22 protein-coding genes are annotated in these 26,175 nt (G+C 72.1%); 17 read left to right on the forward strand and 5 right to left on the reverse strand.

All coding sequences use genetic code 11. From position 1 onward, the window contains the following. Window positions 1-466 precede the first annotated feature (466 nt). From IW249_RS16625 to IW249_RS16660, 8 genes are all read left to right on the forward strand, one after another. The gene (locus IW249_RS16625; RefSeq protein WP_196921593.1) at window positions 467-1,789 is read left to right on the forward strand and encodes an MATE family efflux transporter; all 1,323 of its coding nucleotides are present in this window, start codon (window positions 467-469) and stop codon (window positions 1,787-1,789) included. A 104-nt stretch (window positions 1,790-1,893) separates the two neighbouring features. Next, window positions 1,894-2,778 (forward strand): tRNA pseudouridine(55) synthase TruB, encoded by an 885-nt coding sequence (gene truB / locus IW249_RS16630; RefSeq protein WP_196921594.1) that lies wholly within the window; start codon window positions 1,894-1,896, stop codon window positions 2,776-2,778. 76 nt (window positions 2,779-2,854) lie between these two features. Continuing rightward, a complete protein-coding gene (locus IW249_RS16635) occupies window positions 2,855-3,784 on the forward strand; it encodes a bifunctional riboflavin kinase/FAD synthetase (RefSeq protein WP_196921595.1) in 930 nt (309 codons plus the stop codon). Window positions 3,785-3,983: 199 nt separating this feature from the next. Then, entirely contained in the window at window positions 3,984-4,253 is a 270-nt protein-coding gene (gene rpsO, locus IW249_RS16640) for a 30S ribosomal protein S15 (RefSeq protein ID WP_030337594.1), read from the forward strand. A 227-nt stretch (window positions 4,254-4,480) separates the two neighbouring features. After that, complete coding sequence (locus IW249_RS16645) at window positions 4,481-6,868, forward strand: polyribonucleotide nucleotidyltransferase (protein WP_196921596.1); 2,388 nt, start codon at window positions 4,481-4,483, stop codon at window positions 6,866-6,868. Window positions 6,869-6,915: 47 nt separating this feature from the next. Further along, the gene (locus IW249_RS16650; protein ID WP_196921597.1) at window positions 6,916-8,313 is read left to right on the forward strand and encodes a M16 family metallopeptidase; all 1,398 of its coding nucleotides are present in this window, start codon (window positions 6,916-6,918) and stop codon (window positions 8,311-8,313) included. An 84-nt stretch (window positions 8,314-8,397) separates the two neighbouring features. After that, window positions 8,398-9,165, forward strand: a complete 768-nt coding sequence (gene dapB / locus IW249_RS16655) for a 4-hydroxy-tetrahydrodipicolinate reductase (RefSeq protein ID WP_196921598.1) — start codon at window positions 8,398-8,400, stop codon at window positions 9,163-9,165. 71 nt (window positions 9,166-9,236) lie between these two features. Further along, window positions 9,237-9,707 carry a GNAT family N-acetyltransferase gene (locus IW249_RS16660; RefSeq protein ID WP_196921599.1) on the forward strand — a complete coding sequence of 157 codons (471 nt, stop codon included), beginning with the start codon at window positions 9,237-9,239 and terminating at the stop codon, window positions 9,705-9,707. Window positions 9,708-9,963: 256 nt separating this feature from the next. Here the strand turns inward: IW249_RS16660 and IW249_RS16665 are convergent, their stop codons facing one another. Next, on the reverse strand, window positions 9,964-12,072 hold the full coding sequence (locus tag IW249_RS16665; protein WP_196921600.1) for an amylo-alpha-1,6-glucosidase: 2,109 nt from the start codon (window positions 12,070-12,072) through the stop codon (window positions 9,964-9,966). Between the two features lie 145 nt (window positions 12,073-12,217). On the opposite strand from IW249_RS16665, the gene IW249_RS16670 reads away from it, so the two are divergent. The 4 genes from IW249_RS16670 (at window position 12,218) to IW249_RS16685 (ending at window position 16,564) form a co-directional block, all read left to right on the forward strand. Continuing rightward, complete coding sequence (locus IW249_RS16670) at window positions 12,218-13,207, forward strand: LacI family DNA-binding transcriptional regulator (RefSeq protein WP_196921601.1); 990 nt, start codon at window positions 12,218-12,220, stop codon at window positions 13,205-13,207. A gap of 25 nt (window positions 13,208-13,232) precedes the next feature. Beyond that, on the forward strand, window positions 13,233-14,483 hold the full coding sequence (locus tag IW249_RS16675) for a sugar ABC transporter substrate-binding protein (protein ID WP_196921602.1): 1,251 nt from the start codon (window positions 13,233-13,235) through the stop codon (window positions 14,481-14,483). A 70-nt stretch (window positions 14,484-14,553) separates the two neighbouring features. Then, window positions 14,554-15,675, forward strand: coding sequence for a carbohydrate ABC transporter permease (locus IW249_RS16680; RefSeq protein ID WP_196921603.1), 1,122 nt, complete (start codon window positions 14,554-14,556; stop codon window positions 15,673-15,675). A 1-nt stretch (window position 15,676) separates the two neighbouring features. After that, window positions 15,677-16,564, forward strand: coding sequence for a carbohydrate ABC transporter permease (locus IW249_RS16685; RefSeq protein ID WP_196921604.1), 888 nt, complete (start codon window positions 15,677-15,679; stop codon window positions 16,562-16,564). Window positions 16,565-16,618: 54 nt separating this feature from the next. Here the strand turns inward: IW249_RS16685 and IW249_RS16690 are convergent, their stop codons facing one another. The 3 genes from IW249_RS16690 to IW249_RS16700 form a co-directional block, all read right to left on the reverse strand. Next, window positions 16,619-18,193, reverse strand: coding sequence for an MFS transporter (locus IW249_RS16690; protein ID WP_196921605.1), 1,575 nt, complete (start codon window positions 18,191-18,193; stop codon window positions 16,619-16,621). A 74-nt stretch (window positions 18,194-18,267) separates the two neighbouring features. Continuing rightward, a complete protein-coding gene (locus tag IW249_RS16695; protein WP_196921606.1) occupies window positions 18,268-19,239 on the reverse strand; it encodes a sigma-70 family RNA polymerase sigma factor in 972 nt (323 codons plus the stop codon). Between the two features lie 92 nt (window positions 19,240-19,331). Then, entirely contained in the window at window positions 19,332-19,928 is a 597-nt protein-coding gene (locus IW249_RS16700; protein WP_196921607.1) for a GNAT family N-acetyltransferase, read from the reverse strand. A gap of 35 nt (window positions 19,929-19,963) precedes the next feature. Between IW249_RS16700 and IW249_RS16705 the strand changes: the two genes are divergently transcribed. Then, on the forward strand, window positions 19,964-21,238 hold the full coding sequence (locus tag IW249_RS16705) for a glycosyltransferase 87 family protein (protein ID WP_196921608.1): 1,275 nt from the start codon (window positions 19,964-19,966) through the stop codon (window positions 21,236-21,238). On the opposite strand, the gene IW249_RS16710 is transcribed toward IW249_RS16705, so the two are convergent. Then, window positions 21,137-21,688 carry a GNAT family N-acetyltransferase gene (locus IW249_RS16710; RefSeq protein ID WP_196921609.1) on the reverse strand — a complete coding sequence of 184 codons (552 nt, stop codon included), beginning with the start codon at window positions 21,686-21,688 and terminating at the stop codon, window positions 21,137-21,139. The two genes, IW249_RS16705 and IW249_RS16710, sit on opposite strands and share 102 nt — an antisense overlap. Before the next feature lie 79 nt (window positions 21,689-21,767). Between IW249_RS16710 and IW249_RS16715 the strand changes: the two genes are divergently transcribed. The 4 genes from IW249_RS16715 (at window position 21,768) to dapA (ending at window position 26,174) form a co-directional block, all read left to right on the forward strand. Beyond that, window positions 21,768-22,997: a winged helix-turn-helix domain-containing protein gene (locus tag IW249_RS16715; protein WP_196921610.1), complete on the forward strand. Its 1,230-nt coding sequence runs from the start codon at window positions 21,768-21,770 to the stop codon at window positions 22,995-22,997. A 4-nt stretch (window positions 22,998-23,001) separates the two neighbouring features. Further along, window positions 23,002-23,664, forward strand: coding sequence for a DUF2752 domain-containing protein (locus tag IW249_RS16720; protein ID WP_196921611.1), 663 nt, complete (start codon window positions 23,002-23,004; stop codon window positions 23,662-23,664). A 795-nt stretch (window positions 23,665-24,459) separates the two neighbouring features. Then, window positions 24,460-25,200 carry an FAD-dependent thymidylate synthase gene (gene thyX, locus IW249_RS16725; protein WP_030336847.1) on the forward strand — a complete coding sequence of 247 codons (741 nt, stop codon included), beginning with the start codon at window positions 24,460-24,462 and terminating at the stop codon, window positions 25,198-25,200. A gap of 47 nt (window positions 25,201-25,247) precedes the next feature. After that, window positions 25,248-26,174 (forward strand): 4-hydroxy-tetrahydrodipicolinate synthase, encoded by a 927-nt coding sequence (dapA, locus tag IW249_RS16730; RefSeq protein WP_196921612.1) that lies wholly within the window; start codon window positions 25,248-25,250, stop codon window positions 26,172-26,174. Window position 26,175 lies beyond the last annotated feature (1 nt).

Raw genomic sequence — 26,175 nt, forward strand, 5'->3', positions numbered from 1 at the left:
GCCGGGTTGTCGACTGTCCAGATGGCGGGAACCGTGAGCAGTATGTGGACCTGAACGATAACTTGGGAGAAGGCCGGTACCGCCTGGCGGTGCAGGTCATGGGCGGTGGTGCCACACCCCGTACCGCCTCCCTCCAGGGTCGGATCGACCCGGGCTCACGCTGCCCAGTCGGCTGCTCCGGTAACCCCGGACCGCCGTGGGGCGCTCAGCACGACCGCCCGTGAGGGCCGCCGCGTGTCGGCGGCTCACGCCCTGGGAAGAGGAGCGCCACCATGCCGAACAAGCCCAAGCCCGAGACCACCACCGACGACGCCCGCGAGCAGGCCCGCCGCGCGCTGCAGACGTCGATGGACACCCGCCAGTGAGTTAGGGACCGCGCGGGCCGCGACCGAGCCCGCGCTCGCTGGCGACGTAAGCAGTCGCCTGGATTGCGATCCTTACCGCAGCCGTGCCAGGATCGGCGGCGATGAACCACGCCGCCACCGCCCACCGACCCGCCTCGCCCCGGCGGATCGCCGCGCTCGCCCTGCCGGCCCTCGTAGTGCTCGCCGCCGAGCCGCTCTACGTGCTTGTCGACACCGCGGTGGTCGGTCACCTCGGCCGGGTGCCGCTCGCCGCGCTCGCCGTCGGCGGCACGGTCATGACGCTCACCGCCTGGGTGGGCACCGTGGTCGCCTACGGCACCACCGGCCGCGCGGCCCGCCGCTTCGGCGCCGGTGACCGCGCTGCCGCAGTCGCGGAGGGCGTCCAGTCGTCCTGGTTGGCGTTCGGTGTCGGTCTGCTGATCGCGATCGGCATGCAGGTCGGCGGCGGCGCGCTCGCGCGTACCCTCGCCGGGGGTGGTGGCGAGGTGGCCGACGCCGCCGCGCAGTGGCTGCGGATCGCGGCCCTCGGCGCTCCTGGCCTGCTGCTGGCCGCCGCCGGCAACGGCTGGCTGCGCGGTGTGCAGGACACTCGCCGCCCGTTGTTCTTCGTGCTCGGCCCCAACCTGCTCTCCGCGCTGCTCTGCCCGCTGCTGGTCTACCCCGGCGGGCTGGGTCTGGTCGGCTCGGCGGTGGCGAACGTCGTCGCGCAGACGCTCTGCGGGGTGCTCTTCGCCGCCGCCCTGGTCGGCGAGCGCGTGTCACTGCGACCCCAACCCCGCGTGATCCGCCAGCAACTCGTGCTCAGTCGGGACCTGCTGATCCGTGGGCTGGCGTTCCAGGCCAGTTTCCTGTCCGCGACCGCCGTCGCCGCCCGTTTCGGCGCCGCCGCCGTCGGCGCCCACCAGATCGCCCTGCAACTCTGGTTCTTCACCGCGCTGGTGCTCGACGCCCTCGCCATCGCCGCGCAGTCCCTGGTCGGCGCCGCGCTCGGGGCCGGCGACGACGCGGGGGCGCGGGCGCTCGCCCGCCGGATCGGCCTGCTCGGCGGCGTCTGCGGCGTGGCCTTCGCGCTGCTCGTCGCCGCCGGCGCCGGCGTCGTGCCGTCGTGGTTCAGCTCCGATCAGGGGGTACGCGAGCAGGCCATGGTGGCCTGGCCGTGGTTCGTCGTCATGCTGCCGCTGGCCGGGGTGGTGTTCGCCCTCGACGGCGTGCTGATCGGCGCCGGCGACGTGCGTTACCTGCGCAACCTCACCATCGTGGCGGCGCTCGGCGGTTTCCTGCCGGCCATCTGGCTGGCGTACGCGCTCAACCTCGGGCTGGGCGGGATCTGGGCCGGGCTCACAGTGTTCGTGGTGATCCGGCTGGTCGCCCTGCTGCTGCGACTGCGCAACGGCCGTTGGGCGGTGACCGGCGCGGTCCGCTGACCGGCTCGCCATCAGCAGCGCGTGGTGGTCGGCGCGGAGGCTGGGGTCACGCCGGGCGTGCCCACGCACTACGGAGTACGGCCCATCTGGCAGGCTTGGCCGACGTGAGCACCGATGGTCTGATCGTGGTCGACAAGCCCGGCGGCATGACGTCGCACGACGTGGTGGCACGCATCCGCCGACTGGCGAAGACGCGACGGGTCGGGCACGGCGGCACCCTCGACCCGATGGCGACAGGCGTGCTGGTGATCGGTGTCGGCCGGGCCACCCGGCTGCTGACGTACGTGATCGGTGCCGGCAAGAGCTACGCCGGCACCATCCGGCTCGGCCAGACCACCGTCACCGACGACGCCGAGGGCGACGTGACCGCCACAGTGCCCGCCGGGCAGGTGACGGACGAGGCGATCCGGGCGGCGCTGGCCGGGCTGAGCGGCGAGGTCGACCAGGTGCCGAGCGCGGTCAGCGCCATCAAGATCGACGGGCAGCGGGCGTACAAGCGGGTCCGCGACGGGGAGAGCGTCGAGCTGCCGGCCCGGCGGGTCACCATCTCCCGGTTGGAGGTGCTGGCGATCCGCCGTACCGAGCCGGACGTGGTGGACGTGGACGTGGACGTGACCTGCTCCTCCGGTACGTACATCCGGGCCATCGCCCGGGACGCCGGCCTGGCGCTCGGCGTCGGCGGGCACCTCACGGCGCTGCGGCGCACCGCTGTGGGTGGCTTCACCCTCGCCGAGGCGGCGACCCTCGACGAGTTGGAGCAGCGCGCGCCGGACGTGGTGAACCTGCCGCTGGACGCGGCTGCCGACCGGTTCTTCGCGCGCCGGGAGGCGACACCCGACGAGGCCCGGGTGCTCGCCCACGGGGGGCCGCTGGACCCGGCCGGCCTCACCGGGCCGTACGCCGTCTTCGGGCCGGCCGGCGGCCTGATCGCTATCGTCAGCGAGCGGGACGGACGGGCCCGCGCGGAGATCGTGCTCGCCCCGGCCTGACCGCGGGACGCAGGTCCGTCGGCCCGCAGCCGGCGGTGTCGACCCGCCGGCCGGCGGGACAGCAGAGAGGAACGGCATGCAGCGGTGGCGGGGCTACGACGCGGCGCCCGGCGGGTGGGGACGCTCGGTGGTCACCATCGGCGTCTTCGACGGCGTGCACAAGGGGCACCAGGCGACGATCGGGCACGCAGTGGCCCGGGCCCGCGAGTTGGGCGTGCAGTCGGTGGTGGTCACCTTCGACCCGCACCCGGCCGAGGTGGTCCGCCCCGGTTCGCACCCGGCGGTGCTCACCGAGCCGGCCCGCAAGGCTGAGCTGATCGAGGCGCTCGGCGTCGACGTGCTCTGCGTGGTGCCGTTCACCCCGGAGTTCTCCCGGGTGCCGGCCGAACAGTTCGTGCACGACGTCCTGGTCGAGCACCTGCACGCGGCGTTGGTGGTGGTCGGCGGCAACTTCCGCTTCGGGCACCGGGCTGCCGGCGACGTGGCGTTGCTGGAACGGCTGGGTCAGACGTTCGGCTTCGGCGTGGAGGGCGCCCCGCTGGTCGCCGAGGCCGGCACCGTCTTCTCCTCCACGTACATCAGGTCCTGCGTCGACGCGGGCGACGTGGGGGCGGCGGCTGCCGCGCTGGGCCGCCCGCACCGGGTGGAGGGCGTCGTGGTCCGTGGCGACCAGCGGGGCCGGGAGCTGGGCTTCCCCACTGCCAACCTGCTCTGCCACCGGTACGCGGCGGTGCCCGCCGACGGCGTGTACGCGGCCCGGCTGATCCGCCGGGGCCAGCACGAGCCGCTGCTGGCGGCGGTCTCCGTGGGTACCAACCCGACCTTCTCCGGCCGGGAACGGCGGGTGGAGGCGTACGCGCTGGACTTCTCCGGCGACCTGTACGGCGAGCGGCTGGCCTTGGACTTCGTGGCGCACCTGCGTGGTCAGATCCGGTACGACTCGATCGAGCCGTTGATCGCCCAGATGAATCAGGACGTCGAGCGCACCCGGCGCGTACTGGCCTGATCGTGGTGGGGTGACGGGCCGCCACCGAGGCCCTTCGCCGGGTGTTACCGGCGAGTGCTGGTAGTCTTGCCGGGACGTCGGGTGACCGGCGTGGGGCCTCGCGTGCCTGCTCGACGCCGCGGGTGCGAGGAACCGGTCCGTTCCCGGTCCACCGGGACGACGGACACCCACTTGATCAACCCATCGAAACAGGGAGAACATGGCGCTCGATCAGGAAGCCAAGGCCAGCATCCGCGCGGAGTACGCGACCGCCGAGGGCGACACCGGTTCGCCGGAGGTCCAGGTAGCGGTCCTCACCAAGCGGATCGCCGAGCTGACCGAGCACCTGAAGGTGCACAAGCACGACCACCACAGCCGCCGTGGGCTGCTGCTGCTGGTCGGCCGGCGCCGTCGGTTGCTCAACTACGTCCAGAAGAAGGACATTGCCCGCTACCGGTCGCTCATCGAGCGGCTCGGTCTGCGCCGGTGACGTGACGGGGGAGTGGCCGGACGGCCGCTCCCCCGTACCGCGTCCCACCTGAGGAAACACGGGCCGCGCGACCACCCGAGAGGGAGCCGGTCAGCGTACCGGTCTCCGGTAGTGGCCCCCGGGAACCCCGGCATCATGCCGGCCACCCGGGCGCTTCGATCGAAGACCGGCCGGCTGAGCAGCTCCCCGATGTCGTGGGCCCACGACGCGAAGGAGCACGACAGCACATGACCGAGACCAAACTCGGCACCGAATCCCGCACCGCCGTGATCGACAACGGGTCCTTCGGCACCCGCGAGATCACCTTCTCCACCGGTCGGCTGGCTCGCCAGGCCGCCGGTTCCGTCATCGCCCAGCTGGGCGAGACGGTGGTTCTCTCCGCCACGACCGCCGGTAAGCACCCGAAGGAGCAGTTCGACTTCTTCCCGCTGACCGTCGACGTCGAGGAGCGGATGTACGCCGCGGGCCGCATCCCCGGCTCGTTCTTCCGCCGTGAGGGTCGGCCCAGCGAGGACGCGATCCTCACCTGCCGGCTGATCGACCGGCCGCTGCGCCCGTCGTTCGTCAAGGGCCTGCGCAACGAGGTCCAGGTCGTCGAGACCATCCTCGCGCTCGACCCGCAGCACCCGTACGACGTCGTGGCGATCAACGCCGCCTCGATGTCGACCAAGCTCTCCGGCCTGCCGTTCTCCGGCCCGATCGGTGCGACCCGCGTCGCCCACATCGACGGCCAGTGGGTCGCCTTCCCGACCCTGGAGGAGCTGGCTCGCGCCACCTTCGACATGGTCGTGGCCGGCCGCACGCTCGAAGACGGCGACGTCGCGATCATGATGGTCGAGGCCGAGGCCACCCCGAACGCCGTCGCCCTCATCTCGGCCGGTGCCACCGCCCCGACCGAGGAGGTCGTCGCCAGCGGCCTGGAGGCCGCCAAGCCGGCGATCCGTGAGCTGTGCCGCGCGCAGAGCGAGCTGGCCGAGGTCGCCGCCAAGCCGGTCACCGAGTTCCCGGTCTTCCTGGACTACCAGGACGACGTGTACGACGCCGTCTCCGAGCTGGCCCGTGGCGAGGTGGCCGAGGCGATCACCATCGCCGGCAAGGCCGACCGCGAGGAGGCCCTGGACCGGGTCAAGGCCCGGGTCGCCGAGGAGTTGGGCGCCCGGTTCGAGGGTCGGGAGAAGGAGCTCAGCGCTGCCTTCCGGTCGCTGACCAAGTCCGAGGTGCGCAACCGCGTGCTGCGCGAGCAGGTCCGCATGGACGGGCGTGGCCCGCGTGACATCCGGTCGCTGACCGCCGAGGTCGGCGTGCTGCCCCGGGTGCACGGTTCGGCGCTGTTCGAGCGGGGCGAGACCCAGATCCTGGGCGTCACCACGCTGAACATGCTCCGCATGGAGCAGATGGTGGACACGCTGTCCCCCGAGAACCGCAAGCGCTACATGCACAACTACAACTTCCCGCCGTACTCGACCGGTGAGACCGGCCGGGTCGGCTCGCCGAAGCGTCGCGAGATCGGCCACGGCGCGCTCGCCGAGCGTGCGCTGATCCCGGTGCTGCCGTCGCGCGAGGAGTTCCCGTACGCCATCCGGCAGGTGTCGGAGGCGCTCGGCTCCAACGGCTCCACCTCGATGGGTTCGGTCTGCGCGTCGACGCTGGGCCTGCTCTCCGCGGGTGTCCCGCTGAAGGCGCCGGTCGCCGGCATCGCGATGGGGCTCATCTCCGACGAGGTGGACGGCAAGACCCAGTACGTGACGCTGACCGACATCCTCGGTGCCGAGGACGCGTTCGGTGACATGGACTTCAAGGTCGCCGGCACCCCGGAGTTCGTCACCGCGCTCCAGCTCGACACCAAGCTCAACGGCATCCCGTCGGACGTGCTGGCCGCCGCGTTGCAGCAGGCGAACGAGGCCCGGCAGGTCATCCTCGGCGTGATGAAGGCGGCGATCGAGGCTCCGGCCGAGATGTCCGACTACGCGCCGCGGGTCACCACCGTCAAGATCCCGGTCGACAAGATCGGCATGGTGATCGGCCCGAAGGGGCAGACCATCAACGCGATCCAGGACGAGACCGGCGCCGAGATCTCCATCGAGGACGACGGCACGATCTACGTCGGCGCCACCAACGGCCCGTCGGCCCAGGCGGCCGTCGACCGGATCAACGGCATCGCCAACCCGACGCTGCCGAAGCAGGGCGAGCGGTTCCTCGGCACTGTGGTCAAGACCGCCGCGTTCGGTGCGTTCATCTCGCTCCTGCCGGGCCGTGACGGCCTGCTGCACATCTCCAAGGTGGGCGACGGCAAGCGGGTCGAGCGCGTCGAGGACTTCCTCAACGTCGGTGACCGGGTCGAGGTCGAGATCGCGGACATCGACGCCCGCGGCAAGATCTACCTCGACAAGGTCCGCCCGGAGGGCACCGAGGCTCCGGCCGCCGGTGAGGCCGCCGCTGGCGACCGGCCGGCTGGCCGTGACCGCGGCGACCGGGCTCCGCGTGACCGCGGCGACCGTGAGCGTGGCGGCGACCGTGGCGGGCGTGGCCCGGAGCGCGGCGGCGAGGGCGGCAACGGCGGCGGCGAGGGTGGCGAGGGCGGCGAGCGTCCGCGCCGTCGGACCCGGCACAGCTGACCGTCGTACAACGCATCACCCACCCCTCGTCGAACCGGGAGCAAGACGTGAGTCGGGCCATCAGCGCGCCGTTTCCACCGGATCGACGGGGGGTGGCTGCGTCTCGGGACACCGGGGCGGGCCGCTCCGGCGGCACCGCCCGCGCGGTGACCCGGACGCTCAGCGACGACCCGCTGGGCGGCACGGTACGTCGTACCGTGCTGCCCAGCGGCCTGCGCGTCCTCACCGAGGCGATTCCGGCGATGCGCAGCGTCTCGTTCGGCATCTGGGTGGCGGTCGGCTCGCGCGACGAGACCGGCCCGCAGGCCGGTGCCGCGCACTTCCTCGAGCACCTGCTCTTCAAGGGCACCCACAAGCGCACCGCACTGGAGATCTCCTCGCAGATCGAGGCGGTGGGTGGTGAGACCAACGCCTTCACCACGAAGGAATACACCTGCTACTACGCCCGCGTGCTGGACGAGGACCTGCCGCTGGCGATCGACGTGATGTGCGACCTGGTCGCCGACTCGCTGTTGGAGCCGGCCGACGTCGAGACCGAGCGTGGCGTGATCCTGGAAGAGATCGCCATGCACGACGACGAGCCGGGTGACGAGGTGCACGACCTCTTCGTCCAGGCCGTCTACGGCGATCACCCGCTGGGCCGGCTGATCTCCGGCACGGCCGAGACCGTCACGCCGATGACCCGCCGGCAGATCCAGAGCTTCTACCGGGGTCGCTACACCGCGCCGCAGATCGTCATCGCCGCCGCCGGCAACCTCGACCACGCTGCGGTGGTCAAGCTGGTCCGCCAGGCAGTGCGCGGCACCCCGCTGGACAGCGACCCGGCCAGCCCGGCGCCGCACCGCGCGGCGACCCCGGCGGTACGCACCAAGCCGGCGACCACGCTGGTGGAGCCGAAGGAGACCGAGCAGGCGCACGTCATCCTCGGCTGCCCCGGCATCGACCGGCTCGACGATCGCCGGTTCGCCCTCGGGGTGCTCAACAACGTGCTGGGCGGCGGCATGTCCAGCCGCCTGTTCCAGGAGATCCGCGAGCAGCGCGGCCTGGCGTACTCGGTCTACTCCTACGCCAGCCAGTACGCCGACACCGGCCTCTTCGCCGTCTACGCCGGCTGCGCGCCGGGCAAGGTGGACGAGGTGCTCGCCCTGACCCGTGCCGAGCTGGCCCGGGTGGCCGCCGACGGGTTGACCGAGGCCGAGGTGGCCCGGGGCAAGGGGATGAGCAAGGGCTCCTTCGTCCTCGGCCTGGAGGACACCGGTTCCCGGATGAGCCGGCTGGCCAAGGGTGAGCTGCTCTACGGCGACCTGATGCCTGTCGACGAGCTGCTCCGCCGGGTCGACGAGGTCACCGTGGAGGACGTGAACGTCCTCGCCGCCGAGCTGCTCAGCCGGCCGATGTCGCTGGCCGTGGTGGGCCCGTTCGGCGCCGGCGACTTCGCGGTCTGAGGTCTGCCGCCCGGGTGTCCCGGCCGGTGGAGCACACCGCATCCGGCCGGAAGGGCCCGTCCCGATTGGGATAGGTTGTGCCCCGTGACTGACGAGCAGGGAAAGGCACCGGCCCAGCAGCTGCGGGTCGGCGTTTTTGGTGCGCGTGGCCGGATGGGCGTCGAGGTCTGCAAGGCGGTCGACGCCGCCGACGATCTCGCCCTCGCCGCGGCGATCGACCAGGGCGACAGCCGCTCCGCCGTCTCCACCGCCGAGGTGGTCGTCGACTTCACCACGCCGGACGTCGTCATGGACAACCTCCGGTGGTGCATCGAGCAGGGCATCAGCGCGGTGGTCGGCACGACCGGCTTCACCGAGCAGCGGCTGGAGCAGGTGCGCGGCTGGCTGGCCGACAGGCCCGAGGTGGGCGTGGTCATCGCCCCGAACTTCGGCATCGGCGCGGTGCTGATGATGCAGTTCGCCGCGCGCGCCGCCCGACACTTCGAGTCCGTCGAGATCATCGAGCAGCACCACCCGCGCAAGCTGGACGCCCCGAGCGGCACCGCCACCCACACCGCCCGGCAGATCGCCCAGGCCCGCGCCGAAGCCGGCCTCGGCCCGGTGCCGGACGCCACCAAGGACGAGGTGCCGGGTGCGCGCGGCGCCGACATCGAGGGGGTACGCGTCCACGCGGTGCGCGCCACCGGCCTGGTCGCCCACCAGGAGGTGCTGTTCGGCGGCACCGGCGAGACGCTGACCATCCGGCACGACTCGTACGACAGGGTGTCGTTCATGCCGGGCGTGCTGCTGGCCGTCCGCGCGGTGCGCAACCGCCCCGGCCTCACCGTCGGCCTGGACGCCCTGCTCGACTGACCGGGCCGGGTCCTTCCCCCCGGGGTGAAACCTGGTCGCGGCGCGGGCCTGGCCGCCCCTAGGCTGCCCCGATGATCGATGGTGGACACGGTGACCGGGTCGGGCGGCGAGTGACGCTGCGGCCGGTCGACGACGACAACTGGCGGGCGGTGGCCGACGTCGCCCCGCGTGACGACCAGCGCCGGTTCGTGGCCGCGTTGGGCGCGCGTTATCTGCTGCTCAGCATGCGCTCCGAGGTGTGGAACTCGCTCGCGGTGTACGCCGACGAAACCGTCGTCGGCCACGTCATGTGGGGCGTGGACGACGACGGCTCGCACTGGATCGGCGGGATGCTGATCGACGCCGCAGAGCAGGGCCAGGGCGTCGGCCGGGCCACGGTGCAGACGCTGGCCCCCTGGCTGGCGACCCGGGATGGCAACCCCCCGGTCCGCCTCTCGTACCACCCCGACAACACAGCGGCCGCCGCCCTATACGCCACGCTGGGCTTCCACCCCACCGGCGCCATGGACGACGACGAGCTGATCGCCGAACAAACCCCCTGAACCGGTCCCGCGATCTTGCACTTTCTGCGGCGACATAAAGAACATCCCACCCATCCGGGCAACCGAAACCGCAAGATCGCCGACGCACCGGGTCTGGCCCGCGTCGATCATGGAGTTGTGGTGCCCTACATAAGGGGCACACGTGGAGCTGTCGCCCACCACAACTCCATGATCGATGGGACGGGACGGGACGGGACGGGACGGGACGGGACGGGGCGGGTGGGGCGGGTGGGGCGGGGCGGGCGGGGTTTGGGGATTAGTGGGGGAGGGGGGTTGTGGGGCGGCGTTGGGTGGGGAGGATCGGGGTCACTGTCAGTGGGGTGGGGAGGCCGGTGACTGTGGCTTCGCCGGTGCTGTCGACAGTGACGTGCACCGGGGTGTTGGCCACCCGGAGGCCGTCGACCGCTACGGCGCCGAGTTCCGCTCCCGCCAGGGGCGCCAGCCGGACCGTGCCGCCCGGTACGTCCGGGTAGAGCCCGGTGGCGGCCTGGAGCAGCAGCACCGCGCCCGTCGCGGCCCACGCCTGCGGCCGGCACGAGGCCGGGTACGGCACCGGGCGGCTCACCTGTGCCCGGTCGTCGCCGCCGTACAACTCCGGCATCCGGTAGTCGAACGCCTCGGCCGCGCTGAGCAGCCCGTCGGCCAGGCCGAGCGCGGCCTCGCGGTGCCCGGCGCGGGCCAGCCCGCCGAGCACGATCGCTGTGTCGTGGGTCCAGATCGAGCCACAGTGGTACGACAACGGGCTGAAGCCGGCGTCGTCGCTGGACATGGTGCGTAGCCCGAACCCGGCGGCCATCGTGTCGGTGGTGAGTAGGTGCGCGACCTGGGCCTCCTCGTCCCGGTCGAGCAGGCCGGTGCCGAGCAGGTGGCCGATGTTGCTGGTCAGCGAGTCGACCGGGCGCTTGTCGCGGTCGAGGGCCAGCGCCGGTTGCGGGCCGTGGCGACCGTCGACCCAGAAGCTCTTGCGGAACCGGCCGACCAGTGCGGCGGCGTGTTCGCGCCAGCGGTCGGCGCCCGGCCGGCCGAAGGCGTCCAGCAGGGCGGCGCCGTTGACGGCGGCCTCGTGCGCGTACCCCTGCACCTCGGCGAGCACGATCGGCGCGGTGGCCAGGGACCCGTCGTGGAAGCGGACGGCGTCGCCGGAGTCCTTCCAGCCCTGGTTGGACAGGCCGTGGCCGGTGGTGTCGATGTACTCGACGAGGCCGTCGCCGTCCGGGTCGGCGTGCTCGCCGAGCCAGCGCAGCGCCGCCTCCAGGTGCGGCAGCAGGGGCTCGATCTGCTCGGCGGGCATTCCCCAACGCCACGCGTCATGCAGCAGGTTGACCCAGAGCATCGTGGCGTCGACGGTGCCGTAGTACGCCGGCGGCAGGCGCAGGCCGTTGTCGGGCAGGGCGAACGCGTGGCGGCGCAGCTCGTGCAGGATCTTGCCGGGGGCCTCGCCGGTCGCCGGGTCGACGCGGGTGCCCTGCCGACGGGCGAGCACGCGCAGGGTGCCGGCGGCCAGGTCGGTGCCGAGCGGCAGCATCATCCGGGCGGCCCAGAGGCTGTCCCGGCCGAACAGGGTGAGGAACCAGGGCACCCCGGCGCCGAGGAACACGTCGCCGGGTGCGCCGGTCTCGGCCAGTCGGAGGCCGCGCAGGTCGTCCAGGCTGCGGTCGAGCAGTCGGACGAGGCGTCGGTCGTCGGCGGTCACCTCGGGCCGGGACCACTCGGGCTCGCCGGCCGGGCCGACGACGACGGCGCGCGGGTCGTCGACTGTCACCTGCCAGCGCAGCACGGTCTCGCCGCCGGGGGGCAGGTCGACCGGCCAGACCAGCCGGGGCGTGGTGGCCCGCTCGCCGTCGGCGAGCACGTCGGCGCCCGGCGCGCTGACGGTGACGGTGATTCCGGTGCCCGACCAGGTGAGCGTGCCCGGCTGGCCGGTCGTGGCCGCCAGCGCGTCGGTGGTGCCGCCGGACTTGACGACCTCGATGGGTGCCAGGTCGCAGCCGAGGTCGACGGTGACTGTGGCCTGTACGTCGACAGTGGCGGTGGAGGCGATCCGCAGTTCCTCGGTGAGGCCGTTGCGGGTGGCCCGCCGGAGTCGGTCGACGCGGACGGTGGGGTCGGGGGTGGTGTCACCGAGCCAGCGGGCCAGGCTCACGAAGTGTGCGCCGTGCGGGCCGTCGTCGCCGCGGGTCAGCCCTTCGAGCTCCCGTTCGTCGACCCGCAGCTCGGCGCGGGAGAGCACCCGGGCGTCGGCGTGGAAGACGCCCTGGACGCCGGTGGGGCGGATCTGCCCGGTCGCGTCCCCCAGCGCGCTGGTCGGGGCGAAGACCACCCCGACCAGCTCGTGCAGGAGGGGTTGCAGCTGGCGTTCGGTCACGGTGTGGCTCCAGATCCTCGGGGTGCGGGGCGGCCATCTTGACAACGCGCCCCTGGCGGTGCAAAGTGCGAAACATTCCAGAAACTTGAACGATCCAATCCTGCCTTATCCAAATTGGATCGTTCAAGACGGCGAGAGGGATTAAGTGGCCGAAAAGGTGACCATCGCGACGGTGGCCCGGCACGCCCGAGTCAGCCGGCAGACGGTGTCCAACGTGCTCAACGCCCCGCACATCGTGCGGCAGGAGACCCGTCAGCGGGTCGAGGACGCGATCAACGCGCTCGGCTACCGGGCCAACCAGGCCGCCCGGCAGATGCGCACCGGCCGCTCCCGCCTCATCGCCGCCCGGATCGAACCGACCCGCGACGGCATCAACGGCTCCGTGCTCGACCGCTTCCTGCACGGCCTCACCGAGACCGCCGACGCCGCCGGCTACCGGGTGCTGCTCTACACCGCCACCGACGACGACCGGGAGATCGCCACCTACGGCGACCTGCTCGGCACCTACGAGTTGGACGCGTTCGTGTTGGTGGGCACCAAGTACGGCGACCCGCGTACCGAATGGCTCGCCGACCGGGACGTACCGTTCGTGACCTTCGGTCGCCCGTGGGACGCGCTCGACGCGCACCCCTGGGTGGACGTGGACGGCGCCGCCGGCACCGCCCAGGCCACCCGGCGCCTGCTCGACGCCGGCCACCGGCGGATCGCCTTTCTCGGCTGGCCGGTCGGCTCCGGCGTCGGCGACGACCGGCGCGCCGGCTGGCGCGACGCGCTGCACGCGGCCGGCGTCGACCCGACCGGGCTGCACCGGGAGACCGAGGACGGCATCGCCGAGGGCGAACGCCTGATGCGTGACCTGCTGGTCGACGTGGCGCCGAGCGCCGTGGTCTGCGCCAGTGACTCGCTCGCCCTCGGCGCCCTCCAGGCCATCCGCGGCGTCGACCCGCCCGTGTCGGTGATCGGCTTCGACGACACGCCGGTGGCCGCCGCGGTCGGGCTGACCAGCGTCAGCCAACCGCTCGGCGAAGCCGCCGCCCGCTGCGTGGACCTGCTCACCGGGGTCCTCGACGGCGACCACGAGACCCCCACCCCCGTGCTGCTTCAGCCCTCGTTGGCGCTGCGGCACACCGCGTAGTCCCACCCCCCCACCAGGAGAAACCATGGCACCCCGAACAATCACCCGGGCAGCGGTGGCCGGCCTCGCCGCCGTCGCCCTCCTCGGCTCCGCCGCCTGCGGCAGCGGCTTCGACGACTCGTCCGGCGACACCGCCCAGTCCAGTGGCCCCGCGAGCCTGCAGATCCTGATCGGCTCGTCCGGTGACGCCGAGACCAAGGCCGTGCAGGACGCCGCCGCGAAGTGGGCCACCAGCTCCGGCAACACCGCGACGGTCACCCCGGCGCAGGACCTCACCCAGCAGCTCGGCCAGGGCCTGGCCGGCGGCACCCCGCCGGACGTCTTCTACGTGGACGCGGCCCAGTTCGCCAACTACGCCAGCGTCGGCGCCCTCGAGCCGTACGGCGACAAGGTCAGCAACTCGGGCGACTTCTACGAGAGCCTGCGCAGCGCCTTCACGTACGACGGCAAGCTCTACTGCGCGCCCAAGGACTTCTCGACCCTGGCCCTGCAGATCAACACCGAACTGTGGGCCAAGGCCGGGCTGACCGACGCCGACGTGCCGACGACCTGGGAGCAGCTCACCGCCGCCGCCCAGAAGATCAAGGCCAAGGGGCAGGTCCCGCTGGCCCTCGGTGACACCCGGGACCGGATCGGCGCCTTCATGGTGCAGAACGGCGGCTGGCTGGTGAGCAAGGACGGCAAGCAGCCCACCGCCGACACCCCGGAGAACCTCGCCGCCCTCCAGTACGTCAAGACCATGCTCAGCACCGGCCTGGCCAAGTACCCGAAGCAGCTCGACTCCGGCTGGTCCGGTGAGGCGTTCGGCAAGGGCAAGGCCGTGATGACCATCGAGGGCAACTGGATCAAGGGTGCCCTCCAGAACGACTTCCCGAACGTGAAGTACAAGGTCGTGGCGCTGCCGGCCGGCCCCAAGGGGCAGGGCACGCTCTCCTTCACCCAGTGCTGGGGCATCGCCGCGAAGAGCAAGTACAAGGATCAGGCGATCAAGTTCGTCGAGGCGATGACCAGCGGCGAGCAGCAGATGACCTTCGCGAAGGCGTTCGGTGTCATGCCGTCCCGCCAGTCGGCGCGTGACCAGTACACCGCCGCGTTCCCGGCGGACAAGGTGTTCGTCGACGGCGTCGCGTACGCCCAGGGCCCGGTGAACGCTCCGAAGATGGACAGCGTCCTCAAGGACCTCGACACCGGTCTGCAGGGGCTCGCCAACGGCGACCCGAAGACCGTGCTGCAGAACTTCGACAAGAACGCCAAGGCCGCGCTCGGCGGCAGCTGAGGTGAGGGCGGGGCCCCGGCGACCACCGGGGCCCCGCCGCACGTCGGCCGGAGAGAGGAAGGGAGGGAAGATGGCAACCGAGACACTGACCGCCGTGGCGACCGCGGGCGGGGCGGGCCCCCGCCGCAGCAGGGGCGGCATCCGGAGCAACGAGAACCTCGCCGGCTGGCTCTTCGTCGCGCCGGTGATCGTCATTCTGGGGCTGTTCCTGCTGCTGCCGATCCTGATGGCGCTCTGGGTCAGCCTGACCGACTGGAACGGCCAGGGCAGCCCGTTCACCGGCAACGTCCCGTTCGTCGGCGCGCACAACTACACCCAGTTGTTCACCGAGGACGGGCTGGCCCGCCGCGACTTCATGACCAGCATCCGCAACAACATCTACTACGTGGCGATCGTGGTGCCGGCGCAGACAGTGCTCGCGCTCGGACTGGCGTTGGTCGTCAACAACCGGATGCTCAAGGGCAAGAGCTTCTTCCGCAGCGCCTTCTACTTCCCCTCGGTGACCAGCTCGGTCGCGATCAGCGTGGTGTTTCTCTTCCTCTTCGCCAACTCGGGCGCGGTGAACGCGCTGCTCGGCTTCGTCGGGATCGACGGCCCGGAGTGGTTCGCCGATTCCCGGGGCGTGCTGCACCTGCTGTTCGGCGCTGTCGGCGTCGACTCGCCACCGGCGGCACTGACCGACGGCGGCCCGTTCGGGTTGACCTGGTGGGACTGGCTGGCCGGCCCGAGCGTGGCGATGATCTCGATCATCACGTTGGTCGTCTGGACCACCTCCGGCACGTTCATGCTGATGTTCCTGGCCGGCCTGCAGAACGTGCCGGTCACCCTCGACGAGGCGAGCAACCTCGACGGCGCCTCCCGGTGGCAGCGCTTCCGCTACGTCACCCTGCCGATGATCAGACCCACCATGTTCCTGGTGCTCACCCTCGGCATGATCGGCTCCTGGCAGGTCTTCGACCAGGTGTACGTGATGAGCCAGGGCGACCCGGCCAAGACCACACTCACCCCGGCGTACCTGTCGTACCGGACCGCCTTCGCCGACTTCGACTACGGCTCCGGCGCCGCGATCTCCTTCGTGCTGTTCCTGATCATCATCGTGCTCACACTGATCCAGCGCCGGGCGCTGGCCGAGCGGGACACCGACCGACCGCGCCGCGGCTGGTGGCGTCGACGCGTACCGGAGAGGTCCTGAGATGGCCGTGCTCACCGACCGCCCGGCGGCGGCGCCCGCGCGGCGCAACGAGCGCGCGGCCCGCACCCTGGCCACCCGCTTCCTGGGGTACGCCACGCTGGTCTTCTTCGGGCTGGTGTTCCTCTACCCGTTCGTCATCCAGATCGGCAACGCGCTCAAGACCGAACCCGACGCGGCGGCGAACCCCCTGTCACCGTTCCCGGACCCGCTCACGCTGGCCGGCTTCGAACGGATCTTCGCCGGCACCAACTTCCCGCTCTGGCTGGGCAACTCGCTGCTGGTGACGGTGCTGGTCACCATCGGCCGGGTCTTCTTCGACTCGCTCGCCGGGTACGCGCTGGCCCGGCTGCGGTTCCGGGGCCGCAGCGGGCTGTTCGCCGCCGTCATCGCGGTGATGGCGGTCCCCGGGGTGGTGCTGCTGATCCCGAAGTTCCTGGTGCTCAACCAGCTCGGCCTCTACAACAGCTACGCCGGTCTGGTGGTGCCGCTGCTGGCCGACGCGGCGGGCGTGTTCATCATGAAACAGTTCTTCGAGTCGATCCCGGTGAGTGTCGAGGAGGCCGCCCGGATCGACGGGGCGAGCATCTTCCGTACCTTCTGGTCGGTGGTGCTGCCGATGGCGAAACCGGCGCTGATCACCCTCACCATCCTGTCGTTCCAGAGCTCCTGGAACGAGTTCCCGCACAGCCTGGTGTCGGTGCAGGACCCGGACCTGTTCACCCTGCCACGCGGCCTGGCCGACCTGGTCAGCGGCTCGCTCGGCAAGGGCACCCAGTACCCGCTCAAGCTCGGTGCCGCGCTGCTGGCCACCATCCCGGTGGCGATCATCTTCGTGGTGTTCCAGCGGTACTTCGTCCGCGACGCCAACGACGGCTCGGACAAGGGCTGACCGGCCCGGTGTGGCGGCCCCGACCGGGGCCGCCACACCGGTCGGCAGCGGGCGTCAGTGTCGGGTGGCGGTCGGCGCGGACTCCTCGGGCTGCGCCGGCTCGGCACCGACCGGCGCATAGGGCGGCACCGACCGGAACGCCAACGCGGCGACCACGGCCAGCCCGAGCAGCACGACGGCGCCCACGGCGGCCGTCACGACCAGCCCACTCGTGTACGCCGCCCGGGCGGCTTCGACCAGCGGGCCGCCCACCCCGCCCGGCAGCTCACCGGCCACCGTCACCGCCCCGGCCAGCCCGTCGCGGGCACGGGCCGCCGCCTCGGCGGGCAGCCCCGCGGGCAGCGCCGGACCCAGCTCGGAGCGGTAGACGGCGGCGCCCACGCTACCCAGGACCGCCACACCCAGGGCGATGCCCAACTCGCCGCTGGTCTCCGAGAGCGACGCTGCCGAGCCGGCCCGTTCCGGTGGCGCCGACCCGACGATCAGGTCGGTGACCAGGGCCGACGGCAACGCGATCCCGGCGGAGGTGACGACGAAGGCGACCAGGACGACAAACAGGGCGTGGTCGCCATCCGCGCCGGTGAGGAGCAGGAAGCCCGCCGCCGTGACCAGTTGCCCGACGGCCATCACGTGCCCCGGTCGGAACCGCCGGGCCAGCAACGGAGCCAGTGTGGTCGCGCCGATCATCGCCACCGCCTGCGGCACCAGTAGCAGCCCGGCGCGTAGCGGGGTCAGCCCTTCGACCAGTTGCAGCCACTGGCTGACCAGCAGGAAGGTGCCGCCCATCAACAGACCGTTGAGCAGGAACACCAGCAGTGCGGCGGTGAACGTGCGGTTGTTGAAGAGGCCCACGTCCAGCAGCGGGTGAGGCAGTCGGCGCTGCCGCCGCACGAAGACCACCCCGACCAGCAGGCCGGTCACGATCGCCAGCACGGCCAGCGGCCGCCATCCATGCCGGGCCAGTTCCTTGACGCCGTAGACCGCCGGCAGGATGGTGGCGAGCGACAACGCGACGCTGACCAGGTCCAGTCGGCCGGGGTGCGGGTCGCGGAACTCCGGAAGCAGCAGCGGCGCGACCACCAGCAACACCGCCATCACCGGCACACCCAGCAGGAACGCCGAGCCCCACCAGAAATTCTCCAGCAGCACCCCGCCGATCACCGGCCCGACCGCCATCCCGCCCATGAAGCAGCTCATCCAGACCCCGACCGCTACCGCGCGCTGAGCCGGGATCTGGAACATGTTGCTGATCAGGGCCAGCGTGGAGGGCATCAGCGTGGCCCCGGCGACACCGAGCAGGGCCCGCGCGGCGATCAGCAGCGGCGGGTTCGGTGCGTAGGCGGCCACCACCGAGACCACGGCGAAGGCACCGGCCCCGATCAACAACAGGCGCCGACGACCGATCCGATCGCCCAGGGTGCCCATCGTGACCAGGAAACCGGCCACCAGGAAACCGTACGCATCGGTGATCCACAACTGCTGCGTGCTGTCGGCGCCGAGGTCCGCGCTGAGGCTCGGCAGAGCCAGGTAGAGCACGCTCAGGTCGAGTGCCAGCAGCAGGGTGGGCAGGGCCAACACGGCTAGCCCAATCCACTCCCGACGCCCGGCTGCGGGGTGTGCTGTCCGCATGGGTCTCACCCTTCTGGTGACGGCTGGTGTCGGAGGGTGGACGACGGACCGGCCCCGAACTCATCGGTCGACGGTCAGGCGATTCTGTCGGGCAGGCCGAAGCGGGCGAAGAGCGCCGGCTCCAGGAAGTGGGTGAGCCGGGTGATCCGGCCGTCGGCGACGTCGACGAGCTGGATGGAGAACGCTCGCCGCCCCCCAGCCTCGTCAGGGCGGTACTGCGCCAGCGCCGGACCGCCGTTGGCCGAGACCGGCACCAGCCGGGAACCTTGGCAGCCGGACGCCGGCCAGGAAGCCATCCACCGGCCGATGTCGGCCGCCCCGGACAACCACATCCGGTACGGAGGCATGCTGTGCACCGCGTCCTCGCGCAGCAGACCCACGAGAGCGTCGATGTCGTAGCGCTCGAACACCCGCACGTAGCGGTCCAGCAGGTCGCGATGCTCCTCGTCCAGGGCCGGGCCGGGCGTCGCACCGGGACGCTCGGCCAGCGTGGCCCGGGCACGTTGCAGCGCACTGTTGACGGCGGGCACGCTGGTCTCGAGCAGACCGGCGACCTCGTCGGCATGCCAGCTCAGCACGTCCCGCAGGATCAGCACCGCGCGCTGCCGGGCAGGCAGGTGCTGGAGTGCGGCGACGAACGCCAACCGGACCGAATCCCGCAGCACGGCCAGCTCCGCCGGATCCGCAGTGGGCAGCACCGCCGCGTCCGCCGCCGGCCCCACCCAACCCGCCTCCGCCTCACCGAGGCTCGGGGCCACCGGCGGCGACGGGTCACCGAAATCCGTCGGCAGGGCCCGCCGCCGGTGACCCCTCAGCAGATCCAGGCAGACATTGGTGGCGATCCGATACAGCCAGGTGCGCGTGCTGGAGCGGCCGTCGAAGCCGCTCCACCCGCGCCAGGCCCGCAGCAGAGTCTCCTGCACCGCGTCCTCGGCGTCGAACAGCGAACCGAGCATCCGGTAGCAGTAGCCGGTCAGCTCGACCCGGAACTCCTCCAGGTGACCCTCGGCGGTCGGCGTCGACAGCGGCGCGGTGGCTGAGCTCATGGGCCGACCGTAGGCGACCGGTCGGACATCGGCGCCCACTCTGGCCGGGGCGCGCCGACCCGTGCCGGTATCGGTCCGGGCGTCAGCGCGGGTCAGCCAACGGGCTCGTCGTCGACCGGCACCTTCTCGGTCGGCACGCCCACGTGCAGGCGCACCTGAGGCACCAGCATGTCGTCGACGTCCAGCGCCCGGGCCGCGCCGTCGAGCTCCCACCCCGTGCTGGTGAGGAACTTGCGGGTCGCCTCGTCACCGTCGAACGCCCAGGCCACCGCCCGACTCATCCCGTCCTCCCGCCACAGGTCGACGGCGGCGGCGAGCAGCCGACTGCCGTGCCCGCGCCGGCCCCACCGAGGCTCGACCAGCAGGTCGGTCACCGCCGCCACGTCCGGGCCGAGCGCGTCGGCCGGCTCACCCGGGGCCAACGCCTCGGCGTCGGCCGGGCCGGAGGCGGCGAACCCCACCAGATACGATTGCTCGGCCTGTTCGACGGCGACCAGCACCCGGTGCGCGCCCGAGGGCGGCTCCAGAACCGCGGCGCTCCACCGCCGGGCGAGGAACGCCTCGTCCAGGTTGTCGAGCACATGCCGAGGCAGGATCCGGCGGTACGCGACCCGCCAGGTCGCGAGCTGGATGCGTGCGATCTCGCCGGCGTCCTCGGGACGCGCCGGGCGGACGTACCCGAGAGCCATGGGACGGAAGCCTACGCAGGGCGAGGGAGACGACGGTGGCGCAGGGTGCCAACAGGACGACAGCGCAGGTCGTCGGGGTGGTGGTGCTCGCCGCGGCGGTCGCCGGGTTCCTCGCCGTCGCCGCCGTCCGGCACGGCTTCTTCGACCTGAAGGTCTACTACGGCGCGTTGACGTGGTGGGTGCACGACGGCGGGGAGATCTACGACTACCTCAAGCCGGGCACCCAGTACGGCTTCACCTATCCGCCGTTCGCCGCGCTGGTCATGCTGCCGATGGCGTACCTGCCGTGGACGGCGGCGATCGTGGTGAGCGTGCTCGCCAGCGTGGCCACCACCACGGTGCTGATCTGGTGGCTGGTCGACCCGATCGCCCGCCGCGCCGGCTGGACCCGGTGGTTCGCCCTCGCCGTGGCGCTCTGCCTGGCCGCCGCGTTCGAGCCGATGCGGGAGACGGTCAACTTCGGCCAGGTCAACACGCTGCTGCTCTTCCTGGTGGCCGTGGACCTGCTGCGGCTGCTTCCGGCCGGCAACCGGTGGACCGGGGTGGGCATCGGCCTCGCCACGGCGATCAAACTGACCCCTGGCGTGTTCATCGTCTACCTGCTGGTGACCGGTCGGTGGCGGGCGGCGCTCACCGCCAGCGGTACGGCCGCCGCTGTGTCGCTGCTGGCCGCGGCGCTCTTCCCCGACGCGTCCCGGGAGTTCTGGACCGAGGCGCTGTGGAACACCGGGCGGGTGGGTGAGCTGGCCTTCGTCTCCAACCAGTCGCTGCGCGGGGTGGTCGCCCGGCTCGACCCGGAGCACCCGAGCACCCTGCTGTGGCTGCTGCTGGTGCTCGGCACCCTGGCGCTCTGGGCCTGGCGGTCCCGGGCCGCCGTCGCGGCCGGCGACGAGGCGACCGGCCTGGCGCTGACCGGCGCGGTGATGTGCCTGGTCAGCCCGGTCACCTGGGTGCACCACCTGGTCTGGCTGCTGCCCGCGCTGATTTTGCTGGTCGACAACGCGATGGCCGCGCCGGCCGGCCGCCGCCGGCAGGTCCTGCTGGTCGCCGCGACCATCGGGTACGCGCTGCTGATCAGCCGGACCGTCTGGCTCTGGGAGAAGGACTTCACCGGCGTCGACGGCTTCCTGGGCAGCAACGCCTACGTGTGGGTCAGTCTGGCGCTGCTGGCCTTCCTGCCGATCCGCCGGTGGCTGACCCCGGACGGTTCAACGGTCGAGGCGTCCGGCGTACCGCAGCTCGACCAGCCCGACCGGCGGGCCCCCACCGGCCAACGGCACCTGGTAGGTCGACTCCTCACCGTCCGGTGACAGGCCGGCCCGCTCGCAGAACCGCCGGGCCCGCCGGTTGTCCGCCAGCACCCACGCCCGGTACCCGGCCCAGCCCCGCTCGGTGAGCCCGATCCGGGCGGCGTCCAGCAACGCCGCGGCGGTCCCGTCACCCCAGTAGGCCGGCTCCACGTAGAGCGCCACCACCTCGCCGACCGTCGGGTCCAGGTCGTCCCGGTCCTGGTTGCGGCGGTACGGCCCGAAAGTGGTGAAACCCACGACCGACCCGTCCACCTCGCCGAGCAGAGTGGTGAACGGGTGCTCTAGGTCGGCGGTGCCGACGTCGCGGCGACGCTGCGCCCAGGCCACCACGTTGAGCCGTCCGAGCACCTCGTCCGGCATGAAGCCGGCATAGCCCGCCTGCCAGCCGTGTACGTGTACCCGGGCGACCGCCTCGGCGTCGTCCGGCTCCTCCCGACGGATGGTCAGCATTGCACCGTTCTATGCCTCGTTGGTCGTCACGTCCAGCTTCCCGCACCGGCGTCGTACCGATGAATTAAGGTCGCCGACGATGACCGCACCGGAATCACTCTCGCTCGCCCAGGCCCGCCGCGCGGCGCTCGCCGCCCAGGGCTTCGCCGACCCGGCGCCGACGGGCGTGCCCACCCGCCGGCACCTCCGTCGGGTGCTGGGCCGGGTCGGGCTGATCCAGATGGACTCGGTCAACGTGCTGCAACGCGCGCACTACCTGCCGCTCTACAGCCGACTCGGGCCCTACCCGACCACCCTGCTCGACCAGGCCGCCTACCGACGCCCGCGCGAGCTGTTCGAATACTGGGGCCACGAGGCGTCGCTGGTCCCCGTCGAGCTGCACCCGATGCTGCGCTGGCGGATGGCCCGCGCGCACAGCGAATCCTGGGGCGGCATGCGGCGGATCGCCCAGGAGCAGCCGGAACTGGTCGCCTGGGTCCGGGACGAGGTGGCCGCCCGGGGGCCGCTGACCGCCGCCGAGATCGAGCACGACGCGCCCCGGGAGACCGGCAACTGGGGGTGGAACTGGTCGGCGGTCAAGCGGGCGTTGGAGTTCCTGTTCTGGGCCGGGGAGGTGGCCGCCGCCGAGCGCAGCACCTCCTTCGCGCGCCGCTACGACCTGCCCGAGCGGGTGCTGCCCGCGGCGGTGCTGGCCGCACCCACCCCGACCGACGCCGAGGCGTACCGCACGTTGGTGGCCCTCGCGGCACGGTCGCTCGGGGTGGCCGCGGAGCCGGAGCTGCGCGACTACTTCCGGTTGCCGCTGGCCGGTGCCCGGCAGGCCGTCGCCGAGCTGGCCGAGGCCGGTGAGCTGGTGCCGGTCACCGTGGCGGGCTGGCGCCAGCCCGCCTGGCTGCACGCGTCCGCCCGGCTGCCCCGCTGGGTGCGGGGCAACACACTGGTCAGCCCCTTCGATCCGCTGATCTGGGAACGGGCCCGCACCGAGCGGCTGTTCGGCTTCAACTACCGGATCGAGATCTACGTCCCGGCACCACAGCGGGTCTACGGCTACTACGTGTTGCCATTCCTACAGGGCGACCGGTTCACCGCCCGGGTCGATCTGAAGGCCGATCGCAAGGCCGGGGTGCTGCTCGTCCCGGCCGCCTGGCTCGAACCCGGCGCCGACCCGGGGGAGACCGCGGTGGCGCTCGCCGCCGAGCTGTACCGGCTCGCCGGCTGGCTCGGCCTGGACGCGGTGGCACCGCCCGCCGCCGGCGACCTGGCCGGTCCGCTCACCGCCGCGTTGGCCGGCGTGTCCGGTGTACCGTGAGCGCGTGACGAGCGCTCCCGGACCGGTCGACCAGCCGCAGCCCGCCCCCGGGGCGGTCCACACGGCGCCCGCGGACTCTGTTCCCAGCGGCGCGGGTCCCGGTGGGTTCGGTCCCGGTGGCGCGGGTCCTGGTGGCTCTGGTCCCGGTGGCGCGGCTTTCGGTGGCTCGGCGCCGGAGGGTTGGCCGACGACCCCGCCTGGTGGCTATGCGGCTCCTGAGCCGGACCGGCTCACCCGGTTCGTGCTGCGGCTCTACGAACGATCCCCGCGCTGGGCGGTGCCGCTGGCCGCGCTCGGCTGCGTCGCCATCGGCATGAGCTACGCGCTGCTCAGCAACCCGACCCACGCCGACCCGGACGCCGCGCCCACCTGCCTGCTCAAGTTGACCACCGGGCTGGACTGCCCGGGCTGTGGTGGCACCCGCGCACTCTGGTACGTGCTGCACGGTGACCTGCCGGCCGCCGCCCGGCACCACTTCGTCTTCATCTTCGCGCTGCCGTTCCTCGCGTACCTCTTCGTGGCCTGGGCCGGCAGCCAGGCGTTCGGTTGGCGACTGCCCGAACTGCGGATCAGCTCGAAGGTCATCGGCGGCTTCCTGGCCGCGTGGCTGGCCTTCTCGGTGCTCCGCAACCTGCCCTGGGCGCCGTTCACGTCGCTCTACGTCTGACCGCCCTGCCGCCGACTGCCGCCCCCGCCTCGCTGGTAACCGAGTGCGCCGGCGCGCGATGCGGGGCTCGGCCGGCATGCTCTGTTCGGCGTCCTTTGGAGCTGATTCGTTTACGACATCACGGGCCTCCTCCGCCGCCACTTCATGCCCGACTCGGCATTCAGGAAACCGGGCCATCCACCCGACCCGGATACCCCGACTTGCAGGAACGCGAGTCGATCACCCAGTAGGCAGCCGGACGCCCACGCCTCGCGGCGCACCGCGGCCGACGCATTTCGCCCCAAGATCGTGCTCGATCCTGGATGTAGTGGTGTCGGGCGCGGCGGATCCCACTACATCCGGGATGTTGCGCGATCTTGCGGGCGGAAGCGGCTGCCGGGTCGCTCGGGTCGCGCTTGAATTGTTCGGGGCGCTTGGACGCCTGGGCGAGGCTCGGGCCACGCTCGTCGGGTTGGGAGGGCCCATCCTCCGCAGAGAGACGTGCCTGATGGAGAGCCCCATCCGTCGGGCTGATGTCGCAAACGATTCAGCTCCAAAGGACGCCGATGGGACTGTCCGCCCCGGCCTCGACAACGATCACGCCGGGCGCCGGACGCCGGGCGCCGGACGCCGGGCCCGGGACCCCACGCCCGGGCCCGGGATCCCAAGCGCCCGACCCCAAGCCCCGGGCCCCAAGCCCCGGACCTCGCCCGGGGTTTCGGCGACTTCACCGCTGCTGAGTGATCGACATTGCACGGGGCGCGCCTGAGTTGGGCCGGGCGGCACCCCACCACTAAAGTCCCAGGAATGCCGGACATGGTGCAGCCCCAGGTCAAGTTGATCGCGTGGACCCAATTCGCGGCCCCGGACGACGTGCCGTGGTCGACCGACGCGGAGGGTGGCCAGGCGCTCGCCGAGTTCGCCGGCCGGGCCTGCTACCAGTCGTGGAAGAAGCCGAACCCGGCGACCGCCACCAACGCCGGCTACCTGGCGCACATCCTCGAAGTGGGTCACCTGAGCGTGCTGGAGCACGGGTCGGTCACCTTCTACTTCACCGGGGTGTCCCGCTCCTTCACCCACGAGCTGATCCGGCACCGGCACTTCTCGTACTCCCAGCTCTCTCAGCGGTACGTCCCGGAGCGGGACGCGGCCATGGTCGAGCCGGCCGTCATCGCCGACGACCCGGAGCTGCACAAGAAGTTCGTGGAGGCCGCCGAGGCGAGCGTTCGGGCGTACACCGAGTTGCTGGAGGGCCTGGAGCAGCGCTTCTCCGACGAGCCGAACCCGACGCTGCGCCGCAAGCAGGCCCGGCAGGCGGCCCGGGCGGTGCTGCCCAACGCCACCGAGACGCGGATCGTGGTCTCCGGCAACTACCGGGCCTGGCGGCACTTCGTCGCGATGCGGGCCACCGAGCACGCCGACGTGGAGATCCGTGAGCTGGCCGTGGAGTGCCTTCGCCAGCTCCAGGGCGTCGCCCCGAACGTGTTCGCCGACTTCGTGATCTCCACGCTGCCGGACGGCACCGAAGTGGCGGCCAGCCCGCACGAGGCGTCCTGAGCCCTTCCCCGACGGGCCCCGGCTGGTCGTCCGCTAGGTTGGAGGGTATGACGCACGACCACCTCGACGCCGCGGCCCGACCGGCGTCCCGCCCCTTCGGCCGGATGCTCACCGCCATGGTGAGCCCGTTCACCCCCGACGGTTCCCTCGATCTCGACGGCGCCGCCCGGCTGGCGAGCCACCTGGTCGACGAGCAGGGCAACGACGCGTTGGTGGTCAACGGCACCACCGGCGAGTCGCCGACCACCACCGACGCGGAGAAGGAGCACCTGATCCGGGCCGTGGTGGAGGCCGTCGGTGACCGCGCCAAGGTGGTCGCGGGCGTCGGCACCAACGACACCCGGCACACCATCGAGCTGGCCGCCGCCGCCGAGAAGGCGGGTGCGCACGGCCTGCTGGTGGTCACCCCGTACTACAACAAGCCGCCGCAGAGTGGGTTGCTGCGCCACTTCACAGCGGTGGCCGACGCCAGCGGCCTGCCGGTGATGCTGTACGACATCCCGCACCGCTCGGGCGTACCGATCGACACCGAGACGCTGGTCCGGCTCGCCGAGCACGGCCGGATCGTCGCGGTCAAGGACGCCAAGAGCGACCTGACCGCCACCAGCTGGGTCACCAGCCGGACCGCCCTCGCCTTCTACTGCGGCGAGGACGCCCTCACCCTGCCGGCGCTGGCCGTCGGGTCCGTGGGCGTGGTCGGCACCTCGACGCACTTCACCGGGGCGCTGACCGCACAGATGATCGAGGCGTACGACGCGGGGGACATGCCGACCGCGCTGGCCCTGCACCGGCGGCTGCTGCCGCTGTTCACCGGCATCTTCCGTACCCAGGGCACCATCCTGGTGAAGGCGGGCCTGGCGTCGCTGGGCCTGCCGGCCGGCCCGGTGCGGCCCCCGCTCGTGGACGCCACCGACGACGAGATCGCCCAGCTGCGCGCGGACTTCGCGGCAGCGGGCCTGGAGCTGCCCGAATGAA

Source organism: Micromonospora vinacea (genome assembly GCF_015751785.1).
In the GTDB taxonomy this organism is placed as follows: Bacteria; Actinomycetota; Actinomycetes; order Mycobacteriales; family Micromonosporaceae; genus Micromonospora; species Micromonospora vinacea.

Coding starts and splice junctions, on each gene's coding strand:
- IW249_RS16625 (WP_196921593.1), top strand. CDS start 467: ATGAACCACGCCGCCACCGCCCACCGACCCGCCTCGCCCCGGCGGATC.
- IW249_RS16635 (WP_196921595.1), top strand. CDS start 2,855: ATGCAGCGGTGGCGGGGCTACGACGCGGCGCCCGGCGGGTGGGGACGC.
- rpsO (WP_030337594.1), top strand. CDS start 3,984: ATGGCGCTCGATCAGGAAGCCAAGGCCAGCATCCGCGCGGAGTACGCG.
- IW249_RS16645 (WP_196921596.1), top strand. CDS start 4,481: ATGACCGAGACCAAACTCGGCACCGAATCCCGCACCGCCGTGATCGAC.
- IW249_RS16660 (WP_196921599.1), top strand. CDS start 9,237: ATGATCGATGGTGGACACGGTGACCGGGTCGGGCGGCGAGTGACGCTG.
- IW249_RS16675 (WP_196921602.1), top strand. CDS start 13,233: ATGGCACCCCGAACAATCACCCGGGCAGCGGTGGCCGGCCTCGCCGCC.
- IW249_RS16680 (WP_196921603.1), top strand. CDS start 14,554: ATGGCAACCGAGACACTGACCGCCGTGGCGACCGCGGGCGGGGCGGGC.
- IW249_RS16685 (WP_196921604.1), top strand. CDS start 15,677: ATGGCCGTGCTCACCGACCGCCCGGCGGCGGCGCCCGCGCGGCGCAAC.
- IW249_RS16690 (WP_196921605.1), bottom strand. CDS start 18,193: ATGCGGACAGCACACCCCGCAGCCGGGCGTCGGGAGTGGATTGGGCTA.
- IW249_RS16695 (WP_196921606.1), bottom strand. CDS start 19,239: ATGAGCTCAGCCACCGCGCCGCTGTCGACGCCGACCGCCGAGGGTCAC.
- IW249_RS16700 (WP_196921607.1), bottom strand. CDS start 19,928: ATGGCTCTCGGGTACGTCCGCCCGGCGCGTCCCGAGGACGCCGGCGAG.
- IW249_RS16710 (WP_196921609.1), bottom strand. CDS start 21,688: ATGCTGACCATCCGTCGGGAGGAGCCGGACGACGCCGAGGCGGTCGCC.
- IW249_RS16715 (WP_196921610.1), top strand. CDS start 21,768: ATGACCGCACCGGAATCACTCTCGCTCGCCCAGGCCCGCCGCGCGGCG.
- thyX (WP_030336847.1), top strand. CDS start 24,460: ATGGTGCAGCCCCAGGTCAAGTTGATCGCGTGGACCCAATTCGCGGCC.
- dapA (WP_196921612.1), top strand. CDS start 25,248: ATGACGCACGACCACCTCGACGCCGCGGCCCGACCGGCGTCCCGCCCC.